Source organism: Paenibacillus arenilitoris (genome assembly GCF_014705655.1).
Taxonomy (GTDB): Bacteria; Bacillota; Bacilli; order Paenibacillales; family Paenibacillaceae; genus Pristimantibacillus; species Pristimantibacillus arenilitoris.
This window is the reverse complement of record NZ_JACXIY010000010.1, coordinates 257,840-277,068: the sequence shown is the minus strand read 5'-3', so window position 1 is coordinate 277,068 and position 19,229 is coordinate 257,840. Positions and strand designations below refer to the sequence as shown.

Annotated in this window: 14 protein-coding genes; 1 reads left to right on the top strand and 13 read right to left on the bottom strand. The window is 55.7% G+C overall.

The annotated features are described in order from the left end of the window. Nucleotides 1-13: 13 nt before the first annotated feature. Nucleotides 14-850, bottom strand: a complete 837-nt coding sequence (gene hisJ, locus IDH41_RS08680) for a histidinol-phosphatase HisJ (protein ID WP_223829557.1) — start codon at nt 848-850, stop codon at nt 14-16. Between the two features lie 332 nt (nt 851-1,182). Next, on the bottom strand, nt 1,183-2,337 hold the full coding sequence (locus IDH41_RS08675) for a Gfo/Idh/MocA family protein (RefSeq protein ID WP_190860073.1): 1,155 nt from the start codon (nt 2,335-2,337) through the stop codon (nt 1,183-1,185). A gap of 146 nt (nt 2,338-2,483) precedes the next feature. On the opposite strand from IDH41_RS08675, the gene IDH41_RS08670 reads away from it, so the two are divergent. Next, nucleotides 2,484-3,377: an AraC family transcriptional regulator gene (locus IDH41_RS08670; protein ID WP_190860072.1), complete on the top strand. Its 894-nt coding sequence runs from the start codon at nt 2,484-2,486 to the stop codon at nt 3,375-3,377. A 22-nt stretch (nt 3,378-3,399) separates the two neighbouring features. Here the strand turns inward: IDH41_RS08670 and IDH41_RS08665 are convergent, their stop codons facing one another. From IDH41_RS08665 to IDH41_RS08615, 11 genes are all read right to left on the bottom strand, one after another. Further along, a complete protein-coding gene (locus IDH41_RS08665; protein ID WP_190860071.1) occupies nt 3,400-4,065 on the bottom strand; it encodes a rhamnogalacturonan acetylesterase in 666 nt (221 codons plus the stop codon). Nucleotides 4,066-4,100: 35 nt separating this feature from the next. Next, the gene (locus tag IDH41_RS08660) at nt 4,101-5,525 is read right to left on the bottom strand and encodes a family 43 glycosylhydrolase (protein ID WP_190860070.1); all 1,425 of its coding nucleotides are present in this window, start codon (nt 5,523-5,525) and stop codon (nt 4,101-4,103) included. A gap of 90 nt (nt 5,526-5,615) precedes the next feature. Then, entirely contained in the window at nt 5,616-7,673 is a 2,058-nt protein-coding gene (locus IDH41_RS08655) for a glycosyl hydrolase 115 family protein (protein WP_317890708.1), read from the bottom strand. A 33-nt stretch (nt 7,674-7,706) separates the two neighbouring features. After that, the gene (locus IDH41_RS08650) at nt 7,707-8,585 is read right to left on the bottom strand and encodes a carbohydrate ABC transporter permease (protein WP_190860068.1); all 879 of its coding nucleotides are present in this window, start codon (nt 8,583-8,585) and stop codon (nt 7,707-7,709) included. Continuing rightward, nucleotides 8,585-9,538, bottom strand: coding sequence for an ABC transporter permease (locus tag IDH41_RS08645; RefSeq protein WP_190860066.1), 954 nt, complete (start codon nt 9,536-9,538; stop codon nt 8,585-8,587). The genes IDH41_RS08650 and IDH41_RS08645 overlap by 1 nt, the downstream gene beginning before the upstream one ends. Nucleotides 9,539-9,694: 156 nt before the next feature. Further along, on the bottom strand, nt 9,695-11,257 hold the full coding sequence (locus IDH41_RS08640; RefSeq protein ID WP_190860065.1) for an extracellular solute-binding protein: 1,563 nt from the start codon (nt 11,255-11,257) through the stop codon (nt 9,695-9,697). Nucleotides 11,258-11,348: 91 nt separating this feature from the next. Continuing rightward, a complete protein-coding gene (locus IDH41_RS08635; protein WP_190860064.1) occupies nt 11,349-13,199 on the bottom strand; it encodes a sensor histidine kinase in 1,851 nt (616 codons plus the stop codon). Continuing rightward, nucleotides 13,196-14,212, bottom strand: coding sequence for a response regulator transcription factor (locus IDH41_RS08630; protein ID WP_190860063.1), 1,017 nt, complete (start codon nt 14,210-14,212; stop codon nt 13,196-13,198). The genes IDH41_RS08635 and IDH41_RS08630 overlap by 4 nt, the downstream gene beginning before the upstream one ends. Before the next feature lie 149 nt (nt 14,213-14,361). Next, nucleotides 14,362-15,804, bottom strand: a complete 1,443-nt coding sequence (locus IDH41_RS08625; RefSeq protein ID WP_190860062.1) for a glycosyl hydrolase family 28 protein — start codon at nt 15,802-15,804, stop codon at nt 14,362-14,364. A gap of 94 nt (nt 15,805-15,898) precedes the next feature. Beyond that, entirely contained in the window at nt 15,899-17,470 is a 1,572-nt protein-coding gene (locus tag IDH41_RS08620) for a DUF3502 domain-containing protein (RefSeq protein ID WP_223829556.1), read from the bottom strand. 22 nt (nt 17,471-17,492) lie between these two features. Next, complete coding sequence (locus IDH41_RS08615) at nt 17,493-19,229, bottom strand: sensor histidine kinase (protein ID WP_190860060.1); 1,737 nt, start codon at nt 19,227-19,229, stop codon at nt 17,493-17,495.

Below are 19,229 nucleotides of genomic sequence, written 5' to 3'. Positions count from 1 at the left end.
CGTGCCCCCTGCCTTAAGCCCGCTCTGCCTCGGAGAGCGCAGCCTCGAACCAGTCCCATCCCGAGCCGACTTCCTCCGGCTTATGGGAATCCGAGCCGAAGACGAGCGGGATGCCGCGACGGACGCACTCCGCCATGAACCATTCCGGCACGTACGCTTTGCCGCATGTCGGCTTGCGGAAGCCGGCGGTGTTCACGTCCACGCCGGCGCCGGCCGCCTCGAGCTTCGGCAGAATGCCGCTCAAGCGGCGCCGGACAAGCGATTCGTCCAGCTCCGGCAGGGTGAGCCGAAATTTCTCGATCAGGTTGATGTGGCCGATGCGCTTGCGGCAAGGGAGGCCGGCGGCCCACTCGATGGCCGCTTCGATGTGATTGTAGTACTCCTCGGCCACTTTATCCATCGATCCGTAATGCTTGATCAGCTTCTCCGAGAACGTCTCCGGTGTATAGTCGACGCACTGGTTGCCGCCGATGCCGGGCAAATAATGCACCGAGAAGACGACGTCCTCCAGCTTCTCGCCGTACTTGTCCACGAGCCGGAGCGCGAAGTCGGGATCCTCCGGCAAATAATCCAGTTCCAGCCCGACCGCGACCTCGATCCGGCCTTCATACCGCTCCTTCGTCCGCTTCGCCTCCTCGAAATATAGCGGCAGCTCCACATCTTTCATGGCGAGCTCCTTCATCAGCCTCGGATCGTCGACATAAGCTTCGGGGAGCGGCGGATGCTCCGTAATCGAATAACGATGGAAGCCGAGGCGGATCGCCTGGTCCAAATAAAGGTCCATCGGGGCGTCGCTGCCATGCCGGCAAAAGTTCGTGTGAGTGTGCCCGTCCCATTTGAAACGCATCATGAACGCCTTCTTTCCTCTATGCTGCGCAGCACCGCGCATTCTTTCCCTTACTTTATCCCACCCTCGACGGGTTGTAAATAACGCGATGACGGACGCTCGGCCGGTTTTGGCAAAAAAAGAACTGCCCTTGCGCCGCGTTCACGGCATCTCAGGCAGTTCTCTTCCCGGCTTGCGACTTATCCTTTCACGGTCGCCCTCTTGACCGCGCTCTCGGACACACCGACCGCTCAACGCGCCGCCGACGCCGCTCGCTAGCCTCCCGCGCCGCCAGCGCCGTTGCAGCGGCGCGTCACGCCGTCCGCCCTTCTCTCACTGCGACGCCGCGCCGCCGGTCACGCCTTATAGTCGCTCCCGAGCGTAATTTTCGCGTTTGCGAAGCTTTCGACGGAAGCCGTCTTCTCGTAGAAATGGATCGCATTCGCCTGAATACCTTCGCGCGTATAGAACGGATCGTCCGGCCCGATCGGGAACTTGACGTTCTGCCCGAGGCTGGCCGACTTGTAAATGCCGACGATGAGCTCAAGCGTCCGCCGCCCGCTCTCGCCGTCGATCAGAAGCGGCGCGCCCGTTTCGATCGCGGTCAGCACGTTGTCGACCTGCCCCGCATGCCCTTCATGCCGGACCTCGGGCAGGCTGTCGTAGCTGGCCGCCAGCTGCTCGGCCAGCTCGGCGTTCTTCACCGGGAAGCCGTTCGGCTGCGCGGTCGAGGCGGTTACCTTCCAAGGCGCGGACACGCGGGCCTTCGCCCCTTGGAACACGAGCTGCTGCTCCTCCCCGTGATGGACGACCGAGCTCGTAATTTGCGCCAGCGCCCCGCCCGGATAACGAAGCACGGCGACGGACAAATCCTCGACCTCGGCGTTGTCGTGCGACGTGTTGCTCATGACCGCGAGCAGCTCGCTCGGCTGCCCCATCATCCACAGCAGCGCATCGATATGATGCACCGCATGGTTCAGCGTGCAGCCGCCGCCTTCCTTCTCCCATGTGCCGCGCCACCACAAGTCGTAATACGAATGGCCGCGCCACCAGAAGGAATCGACCTGCGCGTGCACGATCGGCCCGATCAGGCCGGTCTCGAGGATCGATTTGAGCTTCATCATCGGCGTTTTGAACCGGTTCTGGGCTACGACCGACAGCAGCTTGCCGCTCTCGCGCGCGGCCTCGATCATCCGGTCGCATTCCTCCAGCGACGAAGCCATCGGCTTCTCGACAAGAACATGCTTGCCGGACCGCAGACAGTCGACGGCGATCGGCGCATGCGTATAAGGAGGCGTGCATACCGACACGAGGTCGATGTCTTCGCCGAGCAGCTCCTTGTAATCCTTGACCGCCTTCGCCGGCAGCGAGTAGCGGTCGATCAGCTCCTGCGCCTTCTCCTCGTATATATCGGCGACCGCCACGACCCGGCAGCGCGCCCCGAATTTCAAATAAGCGCCGATATGCGCGCCCGCAATCGAGCCCGAGCCGATTATCGCAATTTTAAGCATAATAGTAAGCCTCCCTGTTCCGAATGGATTGCGTTGCTCCCTCCACTATACCTATAATGAGAAGGACAAAGTTACGGCCCGTTGCGGGAAAAATAACGCTGCGTTGCGGAAATTAACGCAAGCTCGACGGAAAGGAATGGGGCAGGATGACCGTTGTCCGGCAAGCGGATCTGTGGAACGTTCCGCTTTATTTCGCCTATAGACGCATCAATCGCAATGACGAGCATAAGGAAACGTTCCATTCCCATCAAGGGACCGAAATCCTCTACGTTCATCAGGGCGAAGGAACGATGGTCGTCAACCATACCCGGTACGAGCTCAGACCCGGCATGCTGTGCGTGTTCCAGCCTTACCAGCTCCACCATCTTCGGCTCGAATATGCGGGCGGCAGCGCCTTCGAGCGCTCGCTCGCGATCTTCGAGCCTGCGATGTTCGACGCTTATTTCGCGCAATGGCCCGCGCTCCACGCCTTCTACAAGCATTTGTGCCAGGACCGGCTGTCCGCTCCGTGCATTTACGGCCTGGAGGAAGCGGACGAGCTGGAATTGGCGTTCCGAAGCATGCATGAGCGGTATCCGTCCTTGTCCAAAAAAGACCAATTCGAAGAAATCTCCCTCTTCCTCGTCGCTTTGTTCCGCTGTCTGAAGCCTCTCTGGCAGAAGCGGACCGCGCAGGCGCCCCCGCTCGGCGCCCGGAAGACGCATCAGGCGGAGAAAATATTGGAGTGGATCGAATCGCATTACGCCGAGCCCTTCCGGCTCGATGCCATGGCGGGAGAGCTGCATCTGTCCCCCTACCACGTGTCCCATCTCTTCAAAGACGCGACCGGGGTCAGCATCACCGAATATATCGCCGCGCGCAGAGTCCACCAAGCGGTCCTTCTGCTGACCACGACCAAGAAGCCGATCGCCCTCGTCGCGGAGGAGATCGGCATGGCGAACGTCTCGTATTTTTGCAAGTTTTTCAAAGCCCGCATGGGCGCGACCCCGCACCAATATCGCAAAAGATGGATTCGGCACGGAGGACCGCAGCGGGAGTAATACGAAAAAGCGAGTTGACTCCTCAACCGATTTTCAAATTCAGCTTGGTGATGGCATCGGCCACCATTCCTGCGACAGCCTCCGCGCCTTGCTCATTCAAATGCGTATTGTCTTCAATCCCTTCGGGGTAATTCGGATGTTCGCCCGGGCGCAGCCAGGTCAGCCATTCTCTCGATTTGGCGTCTCCCATTTCCTTGAATGCGACGGCGCTTCGGCCGCACAAATCGATGAAAGGGACTTTTTCCTGAACGGCCAGCGCTTCCATCGATCGGGGATAATCGCCGTGCGTACTGATCAGAAGACCGTCAACGTCAAAATGTCTGCGGCAAAGAGGCGAGATGAGTACGGGATGAGCCCCCTTCGCTCTCGCTCCGTCTATATATTGCCTCAAATATTGATGGTATGTGCTCCAGGGACTTGTATGTCTTTCGGCATCTTCCTTGCTGTCATTATGTCCGAATTGAATAAACAAGCAGTCGCCCGGCTTGATCATTCGCAAAATTTCTTCGAGCCTTCCTTCCTCGATAAAGCTCTTGGAGCTTCTCCCGCACATTGCCTTATTTACAACCCGAACGGAATCGGGAATACATAAATGGAGCTTATTCCCCCAGCCTTGCATGGGGTACGAATCAGGCGGATAATCCGCCATTGTCGAATCGCCGGCCAAATAAATCGTTTGTTTTCCCAAAGCCTCCACCACCGATTATCAATAAAGTACACCAATCACTCTTCAATCCTGCGGTATCGAAATCGCGAAAATTCAACCGCTCCGTTGCCTGCCGCATAAATACCCAGACGAAGGCCAATAAATTCGCCAAACGTATTATGGTGATAACCTGAGACTTCCATCGCTGAAGGAAAGCGATACCACCCCGTACCATCTGTGCTGTAAAACATCGTCACCGTATGGTGGTCGTTCCTAAGCTTCAAATGAAGCCGGCAGCCTAGGCCTTGTGCAGGATAGCCTTTGACACCTCGCCGATGTCGATAAATTCCATGCTCCGTAAAGCTGATTCCCGCATAACAGCGTTCGTTATAAAAGAGTATAAGTCCTGCTTCAGCCTCAGGCCCGACCTTAATCTCAACTTCAGCTTCATAGGCCCGATCGGGCGGAATGACGACCAGCGGTCCTGAATCCGCCGGTGAATTCCCCTTGGCCTTCAGCTTCAAGACGCCTCCGCCTGCTTCATAACGTTCTGTATCCAGTTCCTTGTAGAATCGCCACTGCCAACCTAGCGCAGCGTCTTGGAAATCGTCCGACAGCTCCGAAGCATTCCCTTGCATCGGCTTCATCTCTCCGTCTATATCCTGCGGTACGATCGGCCAGCCGTCTTCTGTCCACTCGATGGGATCCAGCAACGTTTGCCTTCCAAGCGTGTAATAATCCTTTTCATAGGCATGATAGACGAAATACCATTGTCCATCAGGTGTATCGATGAGCGTACCGTGCCCTTTGGACCACCAGCGTTCTTCCTTCGACCAGGTATGCACAAGAGGATTATAGGGAGAGTTCTCCCAAGGCCCTAAAGGATGTTTGCTCCTGGCTGCAACCGCCATATGGCTCGTCGCAGGACCAGCCGTTCCGCCTTGTGCGCAAATCAAATAATAATAATCGCCTTTGAACAGCAGTTTTGGGGATTCGAGAGCCAGCCCGTCCACTACCCATTCCCTAGGGATTGGCCACCCTTCATAAACCGTTTGTAATTCGCCTGTAGCGGAAAGGCCATCCGGTGCCAAGGAAACAGCCCTTCCGTAATTGAAATACAGGTACCGCCGCCCATCCGGCGCCAGCAGGTGCCCCGGGTCTATCCCGTCTACCTTCAGATCAATTGGAACGGACCACGGACCTTCCGCTTTCTCTGCATAGATCACATAATTCGTTCCGTTAGCGGGAAAGTAAATGTAATAAAGTCCGTTCACATAGACCAGATCCGGCGCCCAAACATCTCCGACATAAGTCTGGAGAGCATGGCAGAGAGGGACCCAGTCGGTCAGATTGCGGGAATGCCATATGAGAAGCCCCGGAGTATACATGAAAGACGAGTGTGTCATGTAATAATCTTGACCTACCCGGACGATGGAAGGATCGGGATAATCGCCTTTTAGAATAGGGATCGGATAGGTTGCGTTTAATTTCGAATGGGACATGGTCCGTATTCACCTCACAGATGAAGCTTCCTTGTTTGCGATATGGCGGAACCGGGAGAATACAGGTTGATCCCTATAACATCCTCCTTCTCAGACGCCGAACTTATCCGCCAGCCTCCGGGCCAGCTCATCATCCGGGAGAGGATTGCGGTGTGTATTCTCCAAATAAATGTATTTCTCCGTCTCGGGCATCACAAAATGCTTATACCACGCGAAGAAATCAGGGCTGTCGCCCTGCATGCGAAGCCAGCGACGGAGCGTGTCTATGTTTTGCACGGTGCTCTCGATATTCGTCAGCCAGTCCGCCCGGAAGAAATTCGCCCACTTCCCGTGTTCGGCTTGCTTTAACGCGATAAGGCCCTTCTCATATTTCCACAACGCCTGTGTAGCATAAACGAAGGCTAACGGGTAATTTCCCTCGCGGTAAGCCCTATACGATTGACCCAGCTTATCGAAGCCCTCGCAGCCGGATAGATGCAGCTCTACGTGAAAAAGCAAATGATCCTTGAGCCGAATTTGATCCGGTTCCGCCAGCTTCGGAAGTAACCGTTCGATCCGCTCCTTCAGCTCGAGCCAGCCCGGGACGGCATCGGCGCACTTCCGCCGAAACCACTCGACTTGCTCCGGGAAATCGACGACGCCAGTTGCCCAATTCAAGCGGCGATCCGGTTGTTCCGATCTTCCCTGAAGCCAGTGTCCGACGATTTGGCGGGCCGGGTGGTGATAAAATTCGTCTCCCGCCCGGTCGTCTTCGTTCGGGCCGTATGGAATCGTGCGTCGCGCATAGTCTCGGTACAGCTCCGCGATTTCGCTTTGCTTGGAATTGAACATCCGGCCGACAAACGCTCGAAGATGCTCCTCCGTATCCGCTTCTCCCCGCGTCCACAGCTCTCGCATCAGGTCCAGCGTATAAAGATGCGGGCGGATGTTGCCGCTGTTGACGAGCACGTAATCGTTCGCGCCGACCCGGAACGCTTCATCGACCTCCCCTCTAATCAGCTCGGCATCCGCCGGGAACATCGTCAAATGATTGGAAGCCTGAAGATCGTGGAACGTCACATGATAGTAAATGCCGTGCTTGCCCGCTTCATCCGGAAGCGGCAGTGCCGGTACGCGCAAATTCTCGTTGCCGTTGCGGCGGGAAACCATTCTCCCGTATCCGTTATCCGCCCAGATCTTAATGATGTCATCCGGTATGTCGATATGCCCCGCTTTATACAATTCCGAAATTTCGCCATACAACGCCACGCAGCAATACGGATCGGCCACTTTCGCGCGAACCATATCGTATTGCTTGCGCACGACTCGGCTGATCATCTCGCCGCGCTTCTCGGGCGTGTCGAAGGCGGGATCCTGTATCCAGAACGGCTGGTCTCCTTGCCCGCGGAATGAGAGCACCCATACGATACGGCGATCCTTCTGCTTCTCGATCGCTTCCTCCCACAGCTTCTCGAACAGCTGCGGATTCTCTTGATAGCTTGCTTTCTTTCCTTCATAAGCTCTCAGAAACATCTCGGCTCCCAACGGTTCGGCATGGTGGTGCGATACCCACAGCCCCATCTCCGACGCCAGATCGGCATGAACCCCATGCTTCGGCAAGTCGGTGCCCGGTATGACCATATTCCCCCCGCAGCGCAGCAGCGCCTCGAAGACGGGCTCCCATACTTCGCGGGAAGGCGGATATTCCTCCTTCCAGCCGATGAGGCATACCTCGTCATTGACGAACCAGCCTCGGAATCGGACGAACGGCTCCGGCGAATCGTAATCGTCGGCGGGTACCGCGACATGGCTGCGCGGTGCGGGAGGAAGATCCGCCCAGAACCACCACGGATCGACGCCAAGATACTTTCGGCTGTATTCCAGCATGCCGAACACCAAGCCAAGATCGTCCTCCGCCGCAATATGAAGGGTCGTTCCATTGCCGCCACGACTGAAGCGGAAGCAGAACGATTCCGGATACGCCGGACACCGGTCTTCCGGCTTCGCATAGCGGAATACGACGTCGGCATGCGCCTGATCCCCGAGCGTCGGAGCGGCGCCGAACACCGTTTCATGGTCCCGCCGCACCATCTCCCAAGCATATCGAATCGGCGATTTCGGATCGTCCGGAATCCGATAAGCCGTATAGCGATCGATGATAAAAGCCACTTGTATCTCCTCCATATATCGTTCCCTGTATCGTCAGCCCTTCAACGAACCGAGCAGCATCCCTTTATTGAAATGCTTTTGAAGAAACGGATAAATAATCATCATCGGCAGCGCCGAGACGACAATGGCCGCCATCTTCGCCCCCGGCGTGTAGGTAATGACTTGTTCCATCAAGGTAGCGGAGCCGTCCATCGACTGATTGAGGACGAGAATTTGCCGCAGAAACACCTGCAGCGGCCACTTGCCGGAATCGTTCAAATAAATGAGCGCCGAAAAATACGTATTCCAGTACCCGACCATATAAAACAACACGAAGGTTGCAATCGACGCCTTGGACAAAGGCAGCATAATGCTGAAAAACATTCTCCATTCCCCGCAGCCGTCCACTCTCGCGGATTCCTCCAGCTCATGCGGAATCGAAGAGAAGAAGCTTCGCATGACGATCAGATAGAACGGCGCGACGGCTCCCGGAAGCCATAAGGACCAGAACGTATCGATCATCCCGAACTCCTTGACGACCAGATAAGTCGGAATCAAGCCGCCGGAGAACAGCATGGTGAAGACGACCATGAAGTTGAATACGCTCCGGCCCTTGAGCCATTTTTTGGACAAGCCGTATGCCATTAACGTCGTCACCGCAATGCTGATCGCGGTTCCGACGGCCGTAATGACGATGGCGTTCAAGAAGCTTTGCGCGAAGCTGTCGTTCGCAAGCAAATACATATACGCGTCCCAGGTCCACTCTTTCGGAATAATGAAGAAGCCTCGCGTCAAATATTCCTTTTCGGTCGCGAATGACGTCATAAGGACGTAGAGCAGCGGGAACAGAATAGCCAGTCCCCACACGACGAGGACCGCGTACACAATAACGTCGAAATACTTTTCGTTGCCGGAAATACGCCTTGTTTGCATCAATACACGCCCTCCTTGCCCGACCGTTTCGCGATGGCGTTCGCGGCGAGCACCAGCACGAGGCCGACGACCGACTTGAACAGGCCTACCGCCGTCGTGTAGCTGAATTCGCCCTGCTGAACGCCGATCCGATAGATGTAAGTGTCGAACACGTCGGATACCGCAAGATTGAGCGGGTTCTGCAGCAGGAAAATATGCTCGAAGCCGATATCGATAAAGCTGCCGAGGCGAAGAATGAACAAAATGAGAATGACCTGAGTGAGAGACGGCAGCGTAATGTGCCAGATCTGTCTCCAGCGGTTCGCCCCGTCCATCTTGGCGGCCTCGTACAGCGTCGGATCGATGGACGCGAGCGCAGCCAAATAGATGATGGCGCTCCAGCCCACCTCTTTCCAAATATTTTGCAGGAGCCATATCCAGCGGAAGTGATCGGGGTCGTTCAGCCCTTCGTACCTGGGCAGACCGAGGCCGTCCAGCCACTGATTGATCCCGCCGAACTCGCTCGCGAACAGGATGACGGTAATGCCGACAACGACAATCATCGAGATAAAGTGAGGCAAGTACACCACCGTTTGAAGCGTCGCCTTGAACCATCTTAATCGAACTTCGTTCAGAATGAGCGCGAATACGATCGGCGCCGGAAAAAAGAAGCAAATGTCGATCAGATTGAGGATGAGCGTGTTTTTGAGGAGGGTGACGAACTGCTGCTCGGTGAACAAGCGCACGAAATGATCGAACCCCACCCACTCGCTGCCCCAAATTCCCCGGAACGGACTATACTGCTGAAACGAAATGGCAATGCCGAACATGGGCAAATATTTAAAGAGGATAATCAATAAGAGCCCGGGTAAAACCATCAAGTAGATGGGAAAAGACCGCTTGATGTATTGGGCCGCGGCCGAAGAAGTCCTCGATTGGCTAGCGGCCTTCGTTCCCGTTACGGACGCCCTCATGCTGTGCCACCTTCCTTTATCAAGTGTAAACGGCTGACGCTCCGCACGAACCGCTAGCAGCATCTTGCGCAGCTCGGTTCTGTGCTGTCCTTTGGCGGCATAAGCTCGTTTCGAAAAATCGGTCGGCCGCAGCGGATGCGGCCGACCGGCCTTGCCTTATTCGCTCGCGGATTTCGCGTAAGCCTCGTTCATTTCCTGAATGATCTGATCGCCGCCGCCGGCTCTCCATTCCTCGATCGCCCGGTCGATGCTGTCTACAGGCTCCTCGCCGATGACAATTTTGAGCTGGGCTTCTGAAAACTTCGTCGCGAGGTCATTCCATTTTTTCGAGTAGGTCTCCGAATAAATTTCCAAGCCGCCGGACTCCGGCTTCCAAGGATATTTGGCGTTGTTCTCATTGTACGTATTGTCGAATTCCGCAATTTCCGGTTCGGTCCAGCGGAACGCGCCAAGATTCGCGTCCGCCCGCAGGAAGAACCAGTTGTTCAGAATGCGGGGCAGGTCGGTTTCGACTAACTCCGTTTCCTTATATGTGCCGTCGGCCTCTTTGGTGTAATGGACGCCCTCGATCCCGCTTTTCATAATATCCGTGCCTTCGTCGGTCACCCACCAATCCAGAATCTTCAGGATACGCTGCTGCTTCTTGGGATCGATCTTGCCGTTAATGACGACTTTATTGGCCCCGACTAATCCTGTTGGATTGCCGCGAAGGCCGGTAGGACCGATCGGCGGCGCAAGCTGGATCAATTCCGCATTCGGGTCGATCGCTTTCAATTTTTCGGTGTCCGTTCTCAGGCCAAGCGGATGATGCGTCCAAAGACCCAACTTGCCGGCCTGGAATATCTCGTACACATTGGCGCCTGTCTTGCTGAGGAAGTCCTTGTCCATGATGCCTTCCTCATACATCTTGCGCAGGTAAGCAAGGAAATCCTTCTGCTCCTTCGACTGAACATACTGCGGGGTCAGTTTGCCGTCCACCAGCTTCCAGCCGTTTGCGAGGCCAAAGGCAGCCCTTAATTGCGCGGTATTCGCCCCTAGCGTGTTGTCTGTGGCGAAGCCGACCGTGTCCTTCTTCCCGTTCTGGTCCGGATCGCTCAAGGCAAACGCCTTCATTATTTCATAAAACTCATCGACGTTGAATGTCTCTTCGTTCGGTATCGGCAGTCCTGCGTTGCGGATCCAATCGGCCCGAATTTGATAGCTGTCCCGGACTTCAATTCCCCACGACGGCATCCCGAGGATTTTCCCCGCCGGGTTCAGCATCTTCCATTGTTCATCGGGGAACGCCTTCGCAAGATTCGGATATTCATCCAGATAAGGAGCCACGTCCATAAAGATTCCTTCATTTTGCCACTTTCCGAAATTGTCCGCGCTCACTCTGTAGAAGTCCGGCAAGCTGCCCGAAGCGGCCATAACATTCAATTTGTCGGCGTAGGTCGGGCCGTCCGTCCACATAAGCTTGAGATCAATATTAAACTTTTCATTCAAATACTTGATCGTTGGATGGTCTTCTCTCCATTTCCCCCCGCTCCACGATTCCGGCATGAAGGTTAACGTCAGCTTCTCCGAGCCGTCATCGACGGCTCCGGACTTGTCCGTCTGTCCGCCGGTTTCTCCCGCGGTATGGTTCGTTGCAGGTGATTGTCCGTTTCCGGAACAGCCGGCAAGTGCGGAAACAACCAGACCCATCGCCAGCAGAACGGCTATTGGTTTTCTCATTTCTGTGACCCCTCCTGTAAGTTTGAAATTGCTGCCTTAGCGGCCTCAATCCGATTGTAATTTACAAGCAGCCCTTTGTTTTTTCAACATTTTAAGCTTTGTTATCCGATCTTACTTTTCTGTAGGGGATACGGATGGAGACGACCGTCCCTCTCTCCGGGAAGGAATCGATGGCGATCCCGTACCCGGATCCGTACTGCAAGATCAGGCGCGCATGCACATTGGCGAGGCCGAGCGATTCCCGGGCGGCATAATGGCCGGCCGCCTGATGCTCGGCAGCGACCTGGATGAGAGAACGCCGAACGTCCTCCAGCTTGTGCGCGGGCATTCCGGGACCGTTATCCGCCACTTCAAGAACAAGATCGTCTCCTTCGTCGAACGCATTGACCAGGATGCTGGCATTGCCGTTCCTCGGCTCCACCGCATATTTCACCGCGTTCTCCACGATGGGCTGCAGGGACAGCTTGACGATGCGCGCCGGCATAAATTTCTCGTTCACGTACACCTTGCTTTGAAAATTTTGCATGAAGCGGATATCAACGATCTCCAAATACTTGCTCAAATGCTCGATCTCTTCGCGAAGCGTCACTTCCAGAGGCTCCAATTTGGCTGAATAACGGAAGAACGAGGCCAGATTGCCGGCGATCTTCTCGATCCGGGGAACCTCCTCCATGAAAGCGATGCTCCGGATAATGTCCAGCGTATTATACAGAAAATGCGGGTTAATTTGCCCTTGAAGCGCTTTAATCATCGCATCCTTCTGACGCACCTCGAGCTGCATCTCCCGCAATTGGTACCGATACACATCGTCGATTAACGCATTCAACCGTCCGATCATCTGACCGAAGCTGCGACTCAGGCTCTGCAGCTCGTCTTTTCCGGGGTGATACTCGACGCGAACGTTCAAGTTCCCCCGCTCCACCTCATGCATGACCTTCTTCAGCCGAATGACGGGCTGCATAAGGAACCTGGTCAGGATCGGCACGACCAGAATGACGAACAGAAACAGGAAGAGCGAGACGATCAGCATCGATTGCGTCGCCAAGTTCAATCCGGTTGCCATCTCTTGCAGCGGTACTACGGCAACATTCCGCCACATGGTAAAGTCCGATCGGGTAAACGTGATCAAATAATCCAGCTTCCCTACCTCCTGGACCGTGTCCGGTTCCGTCAAATCAAAATCGTTCAGCGGCGTCTGAGCGATCGGCTTGCCGACCAGGCTTGCATCCGGATGGTAGACGATCGTATCCGAATCGGAGACGATGACGAACGTTCCGGTTTCCCCGATGGTCGTCTTGCCCATAATTTCCTTAAGCTCCGATAACGCCAGATTGATGACCAATCTCCCGACGATACCCGTATTCTCAATGCTGAACACAGGGACAACAAGGGATACAACCGGGATTTGATAAGGGTAAGACGGGTAGGTGGGGATCACGACCGGCTTATCGGAAAACGGCAGGCGTAGCCAGGGCTCATCGGATCGATACTCCACTCTTCCGTTCGAAGAAACGAGCTCGCCGTCCGGCTTCATGAGGACAAGACTCTCGATTTCCGAGTAGTTGATCGCGATATATCTCCTGAGCGTATCTTCGATAATCGACTTGTTCGACGAGGTAAGCGGCGTCTTCCCCGTCAGCCACGCTTGAATCGCTCCGGCTTCATTATTCGCGTTAAGCCTGCCTCCGACCGCAGGGAGCGGCCCGGCGATGACGGTCGAGGTGGACTGGATCAATTGCTTGAAATACCGGTCGATCTGATTGCTTTGACTTGCGGAGGAGCCGCTCGCGATGTTGAAGAAGTCCTTGGTGGTCGCTTCGGTATAGTAATGCTGGGCGGACAACGCGATCGTGACCACCGCAAGCAGGCTGACGGTCAGAAAAGCGACGATCATTTTATGCTTGATGGAGTACCGGTACCAGTAACGTACGATTCGATTCATAGCCCCATCCTCTTACGAAACACATTGGGGGAAACGCCTACCGCATTTTTAAATACCCGGATAAAATAAGGCTGCGTCGCGAAGCCTACCCGTTCGGCAATCTCGTAATTTTTCAGCTCGGTTTCGAGCAGAAGCCGCTTCGCCTTCTCGATTCTTACCTCCTGTATATACTGGACCAACGTTCGGCCGGTGCAGCGTTTGAACCATGTGCTGAAGTAGGAAATGCTCATGTTCGCCAGCTGCGCCATTTCCGTCAAAGAAATATCCTTCTTATAATGATTATCGATGTAGTCGCATACTCTCTTGATGATCGGATGAGTGTTCGTCATGCTCTGCCGGGAGAGATGAAGGATCAGATGGTCGGCCAGCTGGTTGAAATACCGGATGATGACCGCATCCTCCGCGTCAGCGGGGACGGATGGAACGTGCTGCTCCAGGGACGATTCCTTGATCATGCCGTTCAGCTTCCAATCGAAGATGCGAAGCAGATTCAATCTCGCAGCCGGATTAATATATTTAAGCTTCAGAACCGAATCGATCAGGTCGGACATTTTCCTCCCCGCCGTCTGCGGGGACATATCGCCAAAGGCGTTCACAAGCTGCCGGAAGCGCGACATATACGGGCTGATATCCTTCAAATCCCCCATCCCTTCCTCGGATCTGCGAAGCGCCTCCCGAAGCTGCTCCGTGTCTACCGGCTTGAGCAAATATTCAGTCACTCCGTAGCGGATCGCTTTTTGCGCATATTGAAAATTATCATAGCCGCTTATAATAATGAACTTCATCGGAATGCCGTGCTCATGAATCTTGTGCAGGAGCGACAGGCCGTCCATCTTGGGCATCATGATGTCCGTTATGAGTACGGTCGGCCACAGCTCCTGAATCAAGGCCCAAGCTTCCTCTCCGTTCGTCGCTTCCGACACGGTGAACCTCTCTTCTCCGATCCGGCTCACCATCTCGACGACGGAGCTTCGAATCCATGGCTCGTCCTCGGCCACTAGAATATGATACATAGCTCTCACCTCGGCGATTGTGATTTCTTTATTTTAACCGATAATTGTTGTCTGAATTTCCGATTTGTTATCCGATTTTATTCGGATCGCGCGGCAACGCCAAAAGGCCGGTATAGGCCGGCCTGGATATATCTTTTATTTACGATTCGTTATTGAAAAGTGACGTTCCGCTGGAACTCGTTGCATTCGAAGTTGCCCGCTTCCGCGCTGTCGATCAATCGCCCGTTGATGCGAAGATTGCGGAAATGGACGCCGTCCACGACGCGCTGCGCGTCGTAGCCGGCAATAACGGACGGATGGTCGCATTCGCCGTCGTACACGATGTTCTCGAAGCGGATATTTTCGACGCGCCTGCCCGGATGCGGATTATATTTCGGATTATGGAACACCCGGATGTCGAATAGCCGTCCGAGCTCGAACCGCTCGATGCGGACGTTGCGGAACGTCACGTCCCGCACCGTGTTTTTATCGCCCGCGTTAATCGCCATACAGCCCCAATACCCGTCCTGCGGCTCATGATGCTCCAGAATGTCGATCTCGTCGAAGGCGATGTTCTCGATAACGTCGCCTTCACCCGCGTGATCGCCATGGACGCCGATCATGATCGGATGCGCGACGTCGGCCCAAAGCGCGGCGCGGCTGACGCGGATGTTCGACGTATGGCCGGCGAACGCTCCCCGGCTTCCGTAAATGGCGATGCAATCGTCCGACGTTCGAAGGAACACATCCTCGATCGTTACGTTGCCGCACGACATCATGTCGATGCCGTCGCACCACCCGCGGCAGCTGAACGCCTTGAAATTGCGGATGCGGACATCGTCCGATTGCCCGAGATGGATGCTGTAATGGGGCGGATCGATCGAAATGATGTCCTCGACCGTAACGTTGCGCGAATAATCGATTTGGACCGAGCGAAGGTAAGTGGTCTTCTCGATGTCCCGCATGCAGATAATGCCGCGCCCCCTTATCGTCACGTTCTCCGCATGGTCGCAGACGAAGGAGCCGACGATAACGGCTCCGCCCGCTAAGTAGACGGTTATTCCCGAAGGGATGCGGAAGAGCCCGTCCTCGAACTTGTGCATGCCGGGGGCGAAATAGATGACTTCCGTCCCGCGCCCGCTCGCCTCTTCCTTCTCGAGCCGCCGAATCCGATCTGCCGCGGCGTATACGCCGGGCTCGATCGCATGCGTCTGCGGCCGCCGGAGATCGGGCAGCCGGCTTTCCATGCCGTTCGCGAACAAATGCAAATTGCGGAACCGGTCGCCGTTCGCTTCGATGCTCAATTGGGCGGGGCGATCGAGCCTGAACGTTATTTTGCCGTCGTTCGCCTCGTACGCAATCCCCCGCGACAGCGGCCGAACGACCGCATCCGCGAGGGCTTCTCTCTCATAGGTCACTTCGACTTCGACGACCCCTTCGAAATCGAACGTCGCCATCGACGCCTCGCGGACGTCGTGCATGTCGACCCGAACCGCATACACGAACAGGTCTTGCCATTCGCCGCCCGCCGTGCGAACCTTTACCGAAAAATCGCCGCTCCCCGCCGCCCCTTCCGGCGCCGGATAAGCAACCAGCCTTGCTTGCTGTTCCATTCCTTCGTTTCCTCCCCTTCCGCTGCTTGTCCTCTCCAGCATACGGAAGCGGCATCTCCGTTCCTATTGCAAATTCGGAGGAAAAATGGTAATTTTAACGGCTCGCCGACCTCGATGCCGCATAAACGTAGAGCTGGGACTGCAGCGCGCTCAAGTACCGGTCCAGCCCCGCTTCCTTCAGCTGCCGCCTAGCGGCGGCCAACTCCTCGCCGATATCGCCGCTGACCCCGGCCGAGAGCGGAAGCACGTAAGTCGCCCTCACCTTCTCCAGGCCTTCCAATTCGTCTTCGAGCCCGTACGCGTCGAACCTAAACCCTTCATACGGATCGACGCCGTTCGATTCGGCCAGCCGGGGGCCTTCCGTCAAGGTCAGCTTATCGACGATCGCTTGCCATTCGCCGGGCGATTCGGCCTTATACCCCATGTAGCCGTTGCCTAGCCCGGTCCAGGCCGGCTTGCGGTTCTCGCCCGGTATTCCGTCGTAAGATACCGTCCCGCCTTCGAGCCTGTAATGCTCGCCTTCGACGCCGTAATAGAGCAAATTGTAATAGTCATCCTCCGTGTGCGCCTTCTCGAGAAACTTCAGGGCGATGTCCGGATGCTTGGAATGGGAGCCGATCGAAATATACGTCGACGCGTCCGCCGATATTTTCGGAAGGAAGACGGTGTCCGGATACAGATCGAACTTAATGTCGAGCCATCCGAACTCATGGTCTGGGTGGAGGGCCTTCAGCACCGGAATATAATAGCCGGACACCGCGCCGAAATGATTGCTGAACTCGAGCGGCTTCTTGTCCGCCTTCATCAAGGCAAGCGTCTTGGTCGTTTCGTTGCCCTGCGACGCGAGAATGTCCCGGGCGACGATCCCGTCCTCGAACCATTGCTTCGCCTTGCGGACGACCTCCTCGTATTCCGGCGTCTCGTATTTGCTCATCACCTTGTACGGATCGCCCAACGGGGCGACGGCGTAATCGTTGCCGATCGCGTAATAGCGGCCTCCGGCGAGCAAATCCCACAGCACGTCGCCGAACCGCTTGTCATTGATCATCGGCGTGTCCGGGTACGCCGTCTTGGCCTTGTACAAATATTGCTCCAACGCGTCAAAGTTATTGATCTCAGGCAGCCTCCACCGCTTTCTCAAATCCTCGCGGTAGAGCACGCCGTACAGTCCGGCGCCCGGCTTGCCGACGGCGGGTATGCCGTACAGCTTGCCGCCGAGCTTCGCCCTCTCGAGCGCGTCCCCGTAACGGTCCGCGAGAGCCGGCACGAGGTCCAGCATCGGCGCCAGGTCGACGAACGCGTTCCTGCCCGCGTATTGCTTGAAATCGCTCCAGAAGCCTCCCACGTAGAAATCGTATTCCTTCGTCGCGATCGCTTTGCCGATCTGCGCCTTCTCCTCGCCCCACGGAATGAAATCGAAGCGCAGGGTCATGCCGAGATCGCTAACGGTCAGCGCGTCAAGTCGCTCGTAGAAGCTGTCCATGCCGCCGGCGGGCTCCGTCCCCATCGTAATCGCCTTAAGCCGCACGACCTCAGATACCTTCTCCATGCCGCCGGCATCGCCCGGCGATTCGCCCGCATTCGTGCTCGCGCATGCGGCAAGCAGCAGGATGATGGCGAAGGCCAGCGCTGTCCGTCTCCATTCGATTATCTTTGCCGGCCTCAATCGATCCCTCTCCTCCCGTCATTTACGGTTCTCTTCTTACGGCCGGAACGTCGATCGTTACGCATGTTCCTCCCCCGTCCCGGCTGCCGAAGCGCAAGCTCGCGGGCAGGCCGAAATACAGCTCAAGCCTCTTCTGGATATTGTTGACGCCGTATCCGCTGCCTTTGTGCTTGCGCTCTTCCCCGCCTTCGCTTTGCAGGCCGACGCCGTCGTCCCGCACCTCCAGCAGAAGCCTTCCGCTCGCGATTCCGCCCGTTATTTGAATGATGCCTTTGCCTTCCGGTTTCTCGGAGATGCCGTGAATAATCGCGTTTTCGACGAGCGGCTGCAGCGTTATTTTCGGAATGAGGCAGTCCATCGCTTCCTCGTCGACGTCAAACTCGATTTGAATCCGGTTCCTGAACCGCTTCATCTGAATGTCCATATAGATCTCGCTGAGGCGAAGCTCGTCTCTGACCGTTACGAAATCTTCTCCTTTATTAAGGATTAGCCTGTAGTAGCCCGAGAGCGCGAATACGACCTGTTGAATATTGTCGCGCTCGCCCTTCTGCGCCATCCAGTTCAGCATATCCAGCGTATTGTACAAAAAATGGGGATTGATTTGGGACTGCAGCGCCTTCAGCTCCGCTTCGTTCTTCTCCTGACCGAGCTTGAACTGCTCGGCCATCAGCTCCTGCACGCTGCTGATCATGTAATTATAACTGGATATGAGCTGTCCGACCTCGTCTTTGCTCTGCGAGATATCGAGCTGGTTAAGCCGTCCCTGGCGCACCTGGCTCATCCTGTTCATAAGCAGGAAGATTCTGCGAGTAACCGATCTCGTCGCGGGAAAAATAAAAATCAATATAATAAGCGCAACGATCGAGTAGATCGCGACCATTTGCGTCCGGATGCTGACGATCGCTTCCGCCGCCGCCTTATTCGAAATGACGGTAACCAGATACAGGTTCGTGCTGCCGATCTTCTGGCTGCGCGCCAAATAATCGCTATTGTCGAGCGTTACCTTCATAAACGCGCCGCCGCTGTCAAAGGGACGCGGCAAATGCATCTCGTCGTATTCTTCCTCGTCGGTGCTGGCGATCAATTCGCCTGCCGCCGTCGCGATATAAACGAGTTGCTGCGGATTCGATTTGGTCAAGCTGTGCCGGATTTGATTAATATCGATGTTCAAGGTCACGATGCCGACCGCCTCGCTTAAATTCGCGGGATTCCAGAGCAGCCTGCCAAGCGCCAAGTACCGGCTGGGAACGCTGCCCTGCTCTTCTCTCATGACCCAGGCCGACCTGCCGTTGTTCGCATAGACGCTTTGCGCCCACGGCATATCCCGTACGTCGCCCAGCCTTCGAAACAGCGTGTCGTCGCCTGTCAAGACGTAATCTTCATTAATGAAGTAAATCATGCGGTCGAATTCGGAATTGCTCTCCATAATCTGCGTAAACGCCACGACGTTGTTGAAGACGCTGAGCTGCTCCGGCACACTCATCTCGGACGGCTTGCTGGACAAAATCGTATTCAAGTCCTCATTGACGATAATCATGGCCGTCAGCTCTTCCAGGTGGTAGAACTTTTTGGACAATGCCGCCAGCATTTGCTCGTAATTTTGGTTCTCGGCATAGCTTTGTCCGTCAACCGCAAGCTTGCGTATTTCCCCGTAGGAGATCAAGAACGTGACGATCAGCGGCACAATGCCGACGACCGCGAATAGGATCATGATTTTTTTGCGCAAGGACATGTCGTTCATATAACCGATAAGCTTCAT